The following is a 13,108-nucleotide window of genomic DNA, read 5'->3' as shown; positions in this document are numbered from 1 at the left end:
CCGCTGGTGTCCTCCAGCTATGCCGCCGTCGGCAGGCCCGTGCCGCCCACCGGTGCCGTCTCGAAGCGGCTGCCGAAGCCTGCGATCATCGGGCGGCCTTCGGCGATGGCGGCCTGAACGGCCGGGAGCTTGAGCGACGCCATATGGCTTTCCTTGCTGTCCCAGACTTCGGTGATCCAGATCGCGTCGTCGCGGGCGAGATCGGCGGCAACGATATAGGAGAGGCAGCCGGGCATTGCTGCCGATGCGCGTGTCAATATGGCGATCAGCGCATCGCGCTTTGCCGCGATGCACAGCATCTGGCCGATCAATCCGTACATGGGTTTCGCTTTCATTGGGGCCGCGATCGCGGGAAGCACGGCCGTCAGTGCGAAGGCGGCGCCGGCCAGGGTGAAATCGCGGCGGTTCTTATCCATTCCCGGAGGTTAGGGCGGCGTTTGCCGGGCGGCAATCGATCAATGCTTCGTTCACGAGCGGATGCTCCAGAAGCCCATTTCGCCGATATGAGGCTGGAAGCAAAGCGACCCGTTTAATCATCAAGCATTCCCGAGTTAGAATCTTTCTATTTTTTAGGTTCAGGACGATTGAAAATTACGGTCCATCGGAAAAATTCCGATTGCGATGCCGTTCGTTGTCCGATGGGCTTGTCGTCACCTCGAAATTTCCGCATCTCCGTTGGCACAGAAGGAAGGCGCGTCGGAAGGCCGCCGAGGAAAGGACAAATATGCATCCGAAAACCCGCCTGAAGGCCGCTGCTGCGATGGCCGTAATGGTTGCCGCCTTGCCGGCCGTGGCCGCCGCGCCGAAATCACATCACCTCAATCCGTTCGCCGTCGCCAGCACCTTGCCGTTGCAGGCACCGCCCTTCGACAGGATCAAGGATAGCGATTACCAGCCGGCGATGGAGCAGGGCATGGCCCAGCAGATCGCCGAGATCCAGCATATCGCGACCAACCCGGCCGCGCCGACGTTCGACAATACCATTGCTGCGATGGAGCGTTCCGGCCGGATGCTCGAACGGACGAGCCAAGCGTTCAACGGCGTGGTGCAGGCCAATACCAACGATGCGTTGCAGAAGGTGCAGACGATCGAGGCGCCCAAGCTCGCCGCGCATCAGGATGCGATCTTCCTCAATCCGAAGCTGTTCGCGCGGGTGAAGGCGATCTGGGACAAGAGCAAGACGTCGAAGCTTGATGCCGAGCAGCGCAAGGTGCTCGACGTCTATTATCAGCAGTTCATCCATGCCGGGGCGCAGCTTTCGGACCCCGATAAGGTGAAGCTGCGCGGGCTCAACAACCAGCTTTCGAAACTGGAAACAGCGTTCCAGCAGAAATTGCTCGCCGGCACGAAGGCTGGAGCCTTGGTGGTCGACGACAAGGCCAAGCTAGCGGGCTTCGACGATGCGCAGATCACCAATGCAGCGAACGCGGCCAAGGACCGAAAGCTCGACGGAAAATATGTGATCCCGTTGCAGAATACGACGCAGCAGCCATCGCTTCAGTCGCTCCAGGATCGGGCGACCCGCGAAGCGCTGTTCAATGCGAGCTGGACGCGCACCGAGAAGGGTGACGCCAACGATACACGCGATACGATCGCGACGATCGCGCAGTTGCGTGCTCAGAAGGCGAAGCTGCTCGGCTATCCGACCTATGCCCATTATGTGCTGTACGACCAGATGGCAAAGACCCCCGAGGCGGCCGAGAAGTTCATGGCACAGCTCGGGCCGGTGACGGCTGCCGAACAGCGGGCCGAAGCCGCGGAAATCCAGAAGATGATTGCCAGCGAGGGCGGCAATTTTGAATTGAAACCGTGGGATTGGAACCATTATTCGGAAAAGGTCCGCAAGGCGAAGTACGATCTCGATGAAAGCGCCGTGAAGCCCTATTTCGAGTTGAACCGGGTGTTGCAAGATGGCGTCTTTTTCGCGGCGAACCAGCTTTATGGAATCAGTTTCAAGGAGCGGAAGGACATTCCGGTCTATCATCCCGACGTCCGCGTGTTCGACGTGATCGACAAGGATGGATCGCAGCTGGGGATGATCTATTTCGATTATTTCAAGCGCGACAACAAATCGGGCGGTGCGTGGATGAGCAACTTCGTCAACCAGTCGAAGCTGCTCGGCACCAGGCCGGTGGTCTATAATGTCGCCAACCTGCCCAAGCCCGCGGCCGGACAGCCTGCCTTGATCAGTTTCGATGACGTGACGACGATGTTCCACGAATTCGGCCATGCGCTGCACGGCCTGTTCGCGGCGCAGACCTATCCGACGATCTCCGGCACGAATACGGCGCGCGACTTCGTCGAATTCCCGTCGCAGTTCAACGAGCATTGGGCGCTCGATCCGAAGGTGCTGGCCAATTATGCCAAGCATTACAAAACCGGCGAACCAATGCCGCAGGAACTGGTCGACAAGATCCAGAATGCCGCGAAGTTCAATCAGGGCTATGCGCTGGGCGAACTGGTCGAGGCGGCAGAACTCGATATGCAGTGGCATGCGCTGGCCGCGAACAGCCCCAAACAGGATGTCGACGCTTTCGAGGCAAAGGCATTGGCCAAGACCGGGCTCGATACAGTCGACGTGCCACCGCGTTATCGATCGAGCTATTTCCTGCACATCTGGGCGAACGGCTATTCGGCCGGCTATTATGCCTATCTGTGGACGCAGATGCTCGAGAATGACGCATTCAGCTGGTTCAAGAAGCATGGCGGGCTGACCCGCGAAAATGGTCAGCGCTTCCGCGACATGATCCTCTCGCGCGGGAATACGATGGATTATGGCGCCATGTTCAAGGCGTTCTACGGCAAGGATCCGGATATCGGACCGATGCTCGAGGATCGCGGACTGATCAAGAAAGCGGACTGAATTGCCGCGGCGTGTCACCCCCTTGCCGGGGTGACACAACCTTCCGGGCGATCACGACGCGATCTGCAAGGGCGTGCGCGAACTTCTGTGCTATCAGCCTTCCGATGGGCCGTGCGGGGGCATCCGGGCGGCATAAGGGAGGGGCGTCGTGACTCATCTGCAACCGCTTTTGCGCGACGATGTTCTGAGCGTATCGGCGCCTGATTCCACGCCGATCGACAAATTTCGACTCATCATGCGGCTGACCATCGGCTTTAAGATATTGGGGATCGCGATCGGCCTGCTGGTGCTGACGATGGCGGCGGCGCTGACCGTGCTGCGGATGACCCAGAAGGTTGACGATCAGCTTGCGTTGGTCAGCAGTAATTATCTGCCGGCTTATGCGAACCTCGCCCTGGCGAACAATCGCTCGCTTGCGGAATCCGCTTATATCCGGCGCGAGATGCTGGCCCTGGGCGAAGACCCGCGCGACGATGCGAAGGTCTCCGATCTGCAGCGGCGCGCGGCGGCTGCCGCAGCCGACAGCGACCGGGAGACGGCGCAGGCGCGCCGGCGGATCAACGAGCAGATCGACGATGCGCTCGACTTCGACGACAATGTCGCGCTCGCGCGGCTCGACACCCGCATCGAGTTTTTGCAGGATGAGCGTCGGCAATATGAAGGTCTGCACGCCCAAGTGCTCGATGCGGCCCGTAACCGGCGTCCCGAGGTGCTTTCCTTGCTGACCGATCTCGATCGCATCCGCGACGATTACGATCAGCGGATCGGCGCTGCGCAGGGCGAAATGCGCCGGCTCGCTGACCAGGCGATCGCCGACACGCGTGCCTATCAGCGGCATGTCATTCAGATCGGACTGGGGCTGCTCATCGTGGCGGGGCTGCTCGGCATCACCATCGCCGCAGCGGTGACCAAAGGGCTTGTCCGCCCGGTGCACCGGCTGCTCGCGGGTACGGTCGCAGTGCAAGGGGGCGCACTCGACACGGTGGTGGCGATCACGTCGAGTGACGAGATCGGGCGGCTGACCCAGGCGTTCAACCATATGGTCGGCGAGTTGCGCACCAAGGCGCAGATTCGCGAGACGTTCGGTAAATATGTCGATCCGCGCATTGTCGCCGGGCTGCTCGACCGGCCCGAACTGACCGATCCGCAGGGTGCGCGGCGCGAGATGACGATCCTGTTCTGCGACATGGCCGGGTTCACGAGCTTCAGCGAGCGGATGACGCCGGTCGGGCTCGTCAATGTGATGAACCGCTATCTGACGATGCTGTCGGATCCGGTGCGCCGCAACAGCGGCATCATCGACAAATATATCGGCGACGCGATCATGGCGTTCTGGGGCCCGCCCTTCGTCAGTGCTGAAGACGAGGCGCGGCTCGCCTGTTTTGCGGCGATCGAGCAGCTCGCCGTGCTGCCTTTCTTCCAGGCCGAGTTGCCCGATCTGACCGGGGTGCGGCACGGCTTTCCACAGATCGGCGCGCGCATCGGCATCGCCACCGGCGATGTCGTGGTCGGCAATATCGGCTCCGAGCAGACGCGCAACTATACCGTGCTCGGGGACACCGTAAACGTCGCCTCGCGGCTCGAAGGCGTCAACAAGGTCTATGGTACGCGCATCCTGATCAGCCAGCGCACCCATGAGTTGGCCGGTGATGCGGTGGAAACACGCGAGATCGATTCGGTGCTGGTGGTTGGCAAGAACGAGCCCGAACGCATCTTCGAAGTGCTAGGCCGTCGAGGGGAGGTCGCTCCCGAGCGACTGGAGCTGCGCGATACATTTGCCGCCGCTCTCGCCGACTATCGCGCGCAAAAATGGGACATATCGGCCAAGGGCTTCCGTGCCTGCCTGTCAATCGTGCCCGACGATCCGGCGAGCCAGCTGTTCCTCGATCGCATCGGGCGGCTGCGCATCGACCCACCGCCGGGTGACTGGGGCGGGGTGTGGACGCTGAAACTGAAGTAAGGTGCGATCTTCTGTCGCAGGCCGTCAATGTAAAGGTGAGAAAAATATTGGCCTTGCCAAAATTGGAAAAATAATTTGTGTCGTTGCCGTTTGATGTGATCTGACGAATATTGGCGATGTCGGGCAGGATGAGGCTAATTTCGATGATATTCGTGATTCTTGCTCAAGTCGGGTCAACGCTGCCCGCCATCGACTTCGACCTGGCAAAGGTCGTGGCGGATGGGCCCGCTTGCGGGACGGCGCCGGGCGGCGGCGATATCGTGGTCTGCGCGGGCAGGAGGCATGACCGCCTGACGCCGCTGGATCCCATGGCGACAAATGTCATGCCTATGGCCGATTTTGGTCTGGTCGGGCAGCTTCGCGGCAAGGTTCAGTCAGAACAGGCTGATGTCGGTGGATTTGCGAGTAATCGCGTCAAGCTCACGCTCGGTGTGCCATTCTAGGAGCAGCCGCGACCTGCTGCGTGCAGCTGCGGCGCGAATGTAAATTTTGATCGCAAAACAAAGGAAACGGCCTTCGCGGCCGCACAAAAATTCTCCTTGCTGCAATTGCGCTGCTCAGTCATCCTGCGGGCGTTCGATTGTATCGGCCAAGGGGGCTATGGCGGCAGGAGCCAAGACCTATCCATATCCAACCGTCCTCGTCGCGATCGCGGCGGGGGTTCTGGTGCAGATCGCGGCCTATTGGCCGGGCATCATGATCTGGGATTCGACGTACCAATATACGCAAGCGCTTAGCGGCCATTATGACGACTGGCACCCGCCCGCGATGAACTGGTTGTGGCACCAATTGGTGCGGATTCATCCAGGCCCGGCGCCGTTCTTCATACTGCAAATGCTGCTATATTGGGGTGGCTTCGCGTCGTGGAGCGCCTGGGCACTGCGGCAGCGGCGGCCGCTGCTGGCGATCGGGATTGTTGGTTGCGCACTGATTCCGGTGGGCTTCGCGCTGATCGGCGCGATGATCAAGGACAGCCTGATGGCGGGCGCGTTGTTGACAGCGTCGAGCCTGCTGGCTTGGGTTCACGCCACGGACGGCCGATATGTGCGCCGGATCTGGATTCTGCGGATCGTGGCGGCTTTTCTGGTGCTGTTCTCGGCAACGTTACGATTCAATGCTTTCGTTGCGGGTGTGCCGCTGTTGGTCGCGTTGATGCCGGGGGTGTGGCAGTCGACACGACTGCGAATGGCAACCATGTCTCTGCTGGCGGCGGTCCCGTTGTTTCTTGCGGTGCCGGTGGCCAACCGCCTGCTTCATGCCGAACGCAGCGGGGTGGAATATTCGCTGATCATCTTCGATCTGGCCGGGATCACCGAATATAGCGGCGTCGATGTTTTTCCGAAGGTGGCGGTTGCCGATCCTGTGGAGGTCAACGACAATTGCTATATTCCCGAAAAATGGGATCCCTATGCGTGGTGGGACAAGGATCATTGCCCGATCGATTTTGGTAAGGTGCGCGCCGCACTGAAGGCGAGCGGGCAAAGTCCCTATCGCTTCTGGATGTCGGCTATCGTCGCGCACCCGCTGGCTTATGCCGAACATCGCATCATGCACTTCAACAGCAACACCTATTTCCTGGTGCGCGACGAGGATTATGACGAGGATGATTCCCCGGCGTTCAGCCAGTCAGATCCCAATCCGTGGAATTACCAGATCCGGCAGAACGATATCGAGCCGGTGATCGAACAGGTCGTGCTCACGACGCTCGAGACCCCGCTCGGCTGGCCGATTTGGTGGATGGCGATGACGGTCGGCGTGCTGATCCTGAGTCCGCGCCTGCCGTCGCGCGCGATCCTTCTGCCGATCGGGCTGTCGGCCTTGTTCTATGGGCTGGCCTATATCGTCGTGAGCGTGGCATCCGAGATGCGCTATCATTTCTGGACGATGACGGGGGCGGCGATCGTGATCGTGATCGCGGCGAGCGATCTGCGCAAGGATGTACGGGTTTCGCGTCGACGGGTGGCGTTGGCGGTGGCGCCAGCGGTGCTGGTCGCGTTGTTGGGGACGGCCTGGCGGCTGGCACCATTGATGGGGTGATGTAAGCTCACCCCAGCGGCGCGTCTGCCTTCTTGCCCACCTTCCGTGCTGCATCTGCAGGCGGGATCGTGCGGATTGTCGCCGCATATTCGGCGAAGAGCACCAGCACCCAGATTTCGACGCCCTTCCAATGGCCGGCATGCAGGCCGTGCGCGACATCGAATGCAAGGAATGCCAGCGACATCATGCGGAACCACATCATGCTGAACGCGGGAAGATCCGCCCGCAGCGAAGCGCTCAACATCATCATGAGGCAGAACAGGCCGGCGAAGATCTTACCGCCGAGCGTTTCGGCGATGCGCAGCTGATCGAGCGCCACGAAGAACCAGAACAGCCGCGACACAGCATATTGCGTCTGCCGCGTGATCTGACAGAGTTTGATGACCGGCGGTATGAACAGGGTCTTGCCGATCCACAGGTCGATTTTGGTCAAATCCATGGCAGATCTGTAATGCCAGAGGGGTCTCCCCTGCCAGTGCCAATTCGATCGATCTCGCTTCAGCCACACCACGTTGCAGGCTTAAAACCGTGGTCCGACGATGAATAGCCGCTGACAGAGCCGTTCAGCGTTGCGGCATGGCGAATCACCTAAAAGGCGATCGTGGCCGGATGGATCGGCCTGTGAAAGGATCATGTGATGTTGCGTAAGATAATCATGTCCACGGCGCTTGCGGCATCGGCTGCAATGGCGATCGCGCCGACCGTTGCCAATGCCCATGACTATGACGGTCGCGGCTATTATCGCGAGCATCGCGACGACGACGATCGTGGCTATCGCCGGCATGGCGAGTGGCGCGGTGATCGCGGCTACCGCGGTTATGGCTATGCGGCGCCCTATGGCGGCTATTATGCCGGCAACGAAGGCTATCGCGATCGCGGCTATTATCGCCGCGAATCCTACCGCTGCCGCAATGACGGCACCGCCGGTACGGTTATCGGCGCGATTGCGGGCGGCCTGATCGGCAACAACGTCGCCGGCCGTGGCGATCGTGCAGCCGGCACGATCATCGGCGGCGGGCTGGGTGCGCTGGCCGGTAATGCGATCGGTCGCGATTGCTGATAGCGTTTGAAGAGATGAAGGCCGCCGCCGGCAATCCTCCGGCGGCGGCATTTGATGATATCGTTTCGAACCCAATTCCCGATTGAGATAGCGATAGGGTTGGTCAACGAGATGGGTGGGCGTTTGCGCCAATCGGATGCCACCATACCATAAGCGTGGATCAAGGTAGGCACGGGGCCGCGGCTTCCGGCCTTCGAACCAGGAAATAGGGAATTTCGTGCCGTCCTTCGACGTCGCCAAACGCTGCTTCACGGTCATGGCCCACGCATCGAAGCGGGCGGGAAGCGCCAGTACCATCATGGGCGGCGTATTCGGTCGCACGACATAAAGCATCGGCAGCGCCGCGGCCGCCATGATCAACAAGGCAGTGCAGGCGAGCGGTGAGATCGGGCGGTGCGTCATCGCTTCCCCTGAATTGCGCGGACTGGCCGGAAATATGCGGCGGTGCCCCCGGGCGTTCGCAACCCTTGTCGGTCCGGCACCCTGTTGCGAAAAGACAGCCTGGGCGCCATTTCGTTTTCGCGAATGCGGAATCGGGATAGTCTGTGCCGCATGCCGACTCGGCATGCGTGTATCGGGCGGATATTGGGGGCATCGATCTTCTTGGGATGACCAGCGACAGAGCGTTGAAGGCGCGATCTGGGATTGCGGTGATCATCGTCATGATCGCCGCCGCGACCCTGATCGGCGGGGCGCTGAATATTGCGATTCTCAAATCGTTCCTGCCCGGCCTGGCGACGATGAAGGTCAATACGGCTATGGCCCTTGTTGCGGCGGCGGGTTCGGTCGCCGCGATCGGGCGGCCATCCCGCTCCACCCGGATCGTAGCGGTGGCGGGGGCATCAATCGCGGGTCTGATCGGCCTCGCCACTTTGATCGAATATGCGGCGGGGCTGGATCTGGGAATCGATCAACTGCTGGTGCGCGACCCGGATCTAGCGTCGCTAACTTATAGCGGGCAAATGTCGCCGGCGACGGCGCTCAGCTTTGTCGGGATCGCGACCAGTCTTGCGCTGCTGGCGCTGAATACATCTCGTCCCGCCGCGATGGCGGCCCATCGTATTGCATTGGTTCCCGCTACCGTCGGTTTTCTGTCGCTGTCGGGCTATGCCTATGGCGTCGAGCATTTCTATAATTTCGGGCGCTTCATATCGATAGCGCTGCACACCGGAATATGCCTGCTGCTAATGGCCGCCGCCTTATTGCTGGTGCGGCCGGGCGAAGGCTGGGCGAGGGCGATCCAGGGGCGGCCGATCGCGCGGGCGGCCTTCCTGCAGATTGCCTCGCTGGCGCTGATCCTGCCATTTGCCACGGGCTTGCTGGTGGTGTGGGGCAATCGCGCCGGCTTCTATCAGGCGCAGTTCGCACCGGCATTGTTCGCGGACGCCGCCGCGATGTCGCTGCTCCTGATGGCATTCCGTTCCGCCAGCATATTGGGACGCGCCGAATGGGACGTGCAGGTCGCACGTCAGGATGCGCAGGAAAAGGCGGACGCTCTGGAGCAGAGCGAGAGCCGTCATCGCGCCCTGGTTGAGAAATTACCGCAATTGGTCTGGACGGCGCGCCCCGATGGATGGTGCGATTATCTGAGCCCGCAATGGGTGGCCTATACCGGCATTCCGATGGACGAGCAGCTCGGCCAGCAATGGTTTGCGCAGATCCACCCCGACGATCGCGAACGCACGCTGGTCCATTGGCACGGCGCGCTCGCGGGTGAACATTCATATGATATCGAATATCGAATTCGCGGTGCCGATGGCAGCTATCGCTGGTTCAAGACCCGCGGGACGCCGATCGGCGATGCCAATGGCACCGTTACCTATTGGTTCGGCACCAGCACCGACATCCAGGAAATCGTCGAGGCGCGTGACGTGCTGCGCGGTTCGCAGATCGAGTTGGAAACGCGGATCCATGAACGTACCGCCGAACTGATGGCTGTTGAGGAGCAATTGCGCCAATCGCAGAAGATGGAGGCAATCGGCCAGCTGACCGGCGGGGTCGCGCACGATTTCAACAATTTGCTGACGGTGATCCGCGGTTCGGTGGATCTGCTGCAATTGCCGAACCTGCGTGATGACCGGCGGAAGCGCGCGATCGATGCGATCGCCGATTCGACGGACATTGCCGCCAATCTCACCAGCCAGTTGCTGGCCTTCGCGCGGCGCCAGGCGCTGCGGCCCGAAATCTTCGACGTACGGCAGAATGTGCTCGCGCTTCGGGATATGCTGGGCACGTTGACGGGCGCGCGGATCGACGTGGTGATTGATGCCGGCGACCAGCCGCTCTTCGTCAAGGCCGACCCATCGCAGCTCGGAACGTCGCTGATCAACATGGCGCTGAACGCTCGCGATGCCATGAACGGCCAGGGCACGCTGACGATCACGGTCCGCGCGATGAGCGATATTCCGGCGGTACGATCGCGGCCGGCGATTTCGGGTCAGCACGTGGCGATTTCGCTGAAGGATACCGGCACGGGCATTCCCCCGGACAAGCTCGATCAGATCTTCGAGCCCTTTTACACCACCAAGACGGTGGGATCGGGAACCGGGCTCGGCCTGTCGCAGGTGTTCGGCTTCGCGAAGCAATCGGGCGGGGAGGTGCATGCGACGAGCAGCGACAAAGGTGCGACGTTAACGCTCTATCTGCCGCAGGTGGCGCAGCCCCCGATTGAGGCCGGCGAAGCGCGCAGCCCGCTTTCGCGCGTACGGCGCGGCGTGCGGGTGCTGGTGGTCGAGGACAATGTCGACGTCGGCGCTTTTGCGATCCGCACACTGGAGGATATGGGGCACAGCGCCGTATTGGCCGCCGACGCCGAATATGCGCTGAGCACGCTGGCGGAGGACGGCCGGCATTTCGACATCGTATTTTCGGACGTGATGATGCCGGGAATGAACGGCATCGAACTGGGCAATGAGATTCGCCGGCTCTATCCGGGCCTGCCGGTGGTGCTGGCGAGCGGCTACAGCTCTGCGCTCGTTCAGGATGGTGCCCGGCAGTTCGAACTGCTGCGCAAGCCCTATTCGATCGCGCAGCTTTCCGGCGTTCTGGAGAGCGTGCACTGACGGGGAGATTATTTCAGGGACGCAATGCTGATTACTGATGCGGCTTGCTTGGCGAACGCTGGAGCACGCAATTGCATTGCGTCCCCGAAATATACGACGCCGGAAAATTATGTTCTTGATATGTTCTTTTTTCTTGACGTCGGGGGAGATCCGGTGTAGCTTTATTACAAGCTTAGAAATCCGCCCGGGACGAACGATCGTCGCCGGGCTTTTTCATGTCCAAGGGAGGCTGCGATGGCGCGAGGAGCAGGTGGGGCCGGCGCTCGTTCGCGCGGACCAGTGCTGGTGCATCCGGCGCCTGCCGCAGCGCCTCGCAATGCGACGACCGAAGCGACGCTCGCGGAGCTTGCGCGGGAGCACTGTGCGTTATGCCTCAATGTCCTCGCCCAGATAGCCGGGAATGCCGATGTCGTCGCGTCAACGCGAGTGTCGGCGGCGGTAGCCTTGCTCGATCGCGGCTGGGGGAAGCCGGCGCAGGTGGCGTCCGCAGAGGCACAGGCGCCAGTGATCAAATATGATCTGACGCTGGACGATGTGATCGCGGCCCGTGCCGAAATCCTCGATGAATGCTAGGCGTGCTGCGGCTTCGCTCGCGCGGCAGGCGGAAGCGCGGGCATCGCTCTACTGGTTCACTCGCTACGGCTTTCTCCAGCAGAGGCGACAAAAATGGCTGCATAACTGGCATCACCGGGCGGTTTGCAAGAAGTTGGAGGCGGTGTTCGAAGGGCGTTGCCGGCGGCTGATCATCAACATCCCGCCACGTTATTCGAAGACCGAGATCGCGGTCGTCAACTTCATGGCCTGGGCGCTGGGCAAGGCGCCCGATGCGGAGTTCATCCATACGAGCTATTCTGCCCAACTGGCGGTCAGCAACAGTTGGCGGTGCCGGGAGATCGTGCGGACCGAATGGTATAGGGTGCTGTTCCCTGATGTCGAAGTCGCGGTCGGCGCGAGTGCGAAGGATGACTGGCGGACGACGCGGGGCGGGGTGGTCTATGCAACCGGTGCGGGCGGCAGCCTTACGGGCTATGGCGCGGGGCGAAAGCGCGAGGTGCCGGGGTTCGGTGGTGCGATCATCATTGACGATCCGCACAAGGCCGACGAGGCGACGTCGGACGCAATGCGCGGGCATGTGATCGACTGGTTTCGCAATACGCTCGAAAGCCGGGTCAACAGCCCCGAAACGCCGATCGTGGTGATCATGCAGCGGCTGCATGAACATGATCTGGCGGGGTGGCTGCTCGGTGGCGGCAATGGCGAGCCATGGGAGCATTTGAGCATCCCGGCGATCGGCAAGGACGGCCGGGCTTTATGGCCGGCGATGCACGATGCCGAGGCGCTGCGGCGCATGGAGCAATCGAAGCCCTACGAATTTGCGGGTCAATATCTGCAGCGGCCCGCACCTTTGGGTGGCGGCATCTTCCGCACCGGCTGGTGGCGCTATTATGATCCGGCGGCTTTGCCGCAGGTGCGGCGGATCGTGCAGAGCTGGGATACCGCGTTCAAGACGGGAGCGCAGAACGATTATTCGGTGTGCATGAGTTGGGCCGAGTGCGTCGATGGCAATGTCTATGCGCTCGATCGCTGGAAGGCGAAGGTCGAATATCCCGAGCTCAAGCGGATGGCGGTGGCGCTGGCGGCGCGACATCGCCCGCATGCGATCCTGGTCGAGGACAAGGCTTCGGGGCAGTCGCTGATCCAGGAGTTGCGGCGCGACAGTGCGGGTCTCGCGATCGTGCCGATCAGGGTGGACACGGATAAGATCGCACGGGCCTTTGCCGTGACGCCGCTGATCGAGAGCGGCCGCGTGTTGCTGCCCGAAGGCGCGGACTGGATCGCCGATTATGTGATGGCGATGGGGATGTTCCCGAACGGCGCGCATGACGACGATGTCGATTCGACGACGCAGGCGCTCGGCTATCTGTCGCGCGGCGGCGGGGCGACAGGGTTTCTCGATTTTATAAGGGGCGAGGCGGAGGCTGTGCGGGGGGAGTGAGCCTGCGTGCTGCCATCGTCATGAAAGCGAAATCCCATAGGCCGTAACATTAGCGATTACGGCGTTGTTTCAGTGTGATGCGATCTCACATCCTAATCGTCATTCCCCCGAAGGCGGGAACCTATAATCT

At 61.4% G+C, this 13,108-nt stretch carries 10 protein-coding genes; 8 read left to right on the top strand and 2 right to left on the bottom strand.

Annotated elements, in window-relative coordinates; genetic code table 11:
- Nucleotides 1-17: 17 nt before the first annotated feature.
- Nucleotides 18-416, bottom strand: coding sequence for a putative quinol monooxygenase (locus BLS13_RS05705; protein ID WP_093450501.1), 399 nt, complete (start codon nt 414-416; stop codon nt 18-20).
- A gap of 308 nt (nt 417-724) precedes the next feature.
- On the opposite strand from BLS13_RS05705, the gene dcp reads away from it, so the two are divergent.
- From dcp to BLS13_RS05685, 4 genes are all read left to right on the top strand, one after another.
- Nucleotides 725-2,863 carry a peptidyl-dipeptidase Dcp gene (dcp, locus tag BLS13_RS05700; RefSeq protein WP_093450499.1) on the top strand — a complete coding sequence of 713 codons (2,139 nt, stop codon included), beginning with the start codon at nt 725-727 and terminating at the stop codon, nt 2,861-2,863.
- A 148-nt stretch (nt 2,864-3,011) separates the two neighbouring features.
- Nucleotides 3,012-4,823, top strand: coding sequence for an adenylate/guanylate cyclase domain-containing protein (locus BLS13_RS05695; protein WP_093450497.1), 1,812 nt, complete (start codon nt 3,012-3,014; stop codon nt 4,821-4,823).
- A gap of 143 nt (nt 4,824-4,966) precedes the next feature.
- The gene (locus BLS13_RS05690; protein WP_093450496.1) at nt 4,967-5,266 is read left to right on the top strand and encodes a hypothetical protein; all 300 of its coding nucleotides are present in this window, start codon (nt 4,967-4,969) and stop codon (nt 5,264-5,266) included.
- 157 nt (nt 5,267-5,423) lie between these two features.
- Nucleotides 5,424-6,860: a hypothetical protein gene (locus BLS13_RS05685; protein WP_093450495.1), complete on the top strand. Its 1,437-nt coding sequence runs from the start codon at nt 5,424-5,426 to the stop codon at nt 6,858-6,860.
- A gap of 7 nt (nt 6,861-6,867) precedes the next feature.
- On the opposite strand, the gene BLS13_RS05680 is transcribed toward BLS13_RS05685, so the two are convergent.
- Nucleotides 6,868-7,299, bottom strand: coding sequence for a hypothetical protein (locus BLS13_RS05680; protein ID WP_093450493.1), 432 nt, complete (start codon nt 7,297-7,299; stop codon nt 6,868-6,870).
- 198 nt (nt 7,300-7,497) lie between these two features.
- On the opposite strand from BLS13_RS05680, the gene BLS13_RS05675 reads away from it, so the two are divergent.
- The 4 genes from BLS13_RS05675 to terL all read left to right on the top strand — a co-directional run bounded on the left by BLS13_RS05675 (nt 7,498) and on the right by terL (nt 12,978).
- The gene (locus BLS13_RS05675) at nt 7,498-7,920 is read left to right on the top strand and encodes a glycine zipper 2TM domain-containing protein (protein WP_093450491.1); all 423 of its coding nucleotides are present in this window, start codon (nt 7,498-7,500) and stop codon (nt 7,918-7,920) included.
- A 608-nt stretch (nt 7,921-8,528) separates the two neighbouring features.
- On the top strand, nt 8,529-10,982 hold the full coding sequence (locus BLS13_RS05670) for a PAS domain-containing hybrid sensor histidine kinase/response regulator (RefSeq protein WP_143011883.1): 2,454 nt from the start codon (nt 8,529-8,531) through the stop codon (nt 10,980-10,982).
- Between the two features lie 234 nt (nt 10,983-11,216).
- Complete coding sequence (locus BLS13_RS05665) at nt 11,217-11,555, top strand: hypothetical protein (RefSeq protein WP_143011882.1); 339 nt, start codon at nt 11,217-11,219, stop codon at nt 11,553-11,555.
- The gene (terL, locus tag BLS13_RS05660; protein WP_093450486.1) at nt 11,545-12,978 is read left to right on the top strand and encodes a phage terminase large subunit; all 1,434 of its coding nucleotides are present in this window, start codon (nt 11,545-11,547) and stop codon (nt 12,976-12,978) included. Before BLS13_RS05665 ends, terL begins: the two co-directional genes overlap by 11 nt.
- Nucleotides 12,979-13,108 lie beyond the last annotated feature (130 nt).

This window comes from Sphingomonas sp. YR710 (genome assembly GCF_900101455.1).
GTDB lineage: Bacteria > Pseudomonadota > Alphaproteobacteria > Sphingomonadales > Sphingomonadaceae > Rhizorhabdus.
This window is presented reverse-complemented; position numbering and strand designations above follow the sequence as displayed.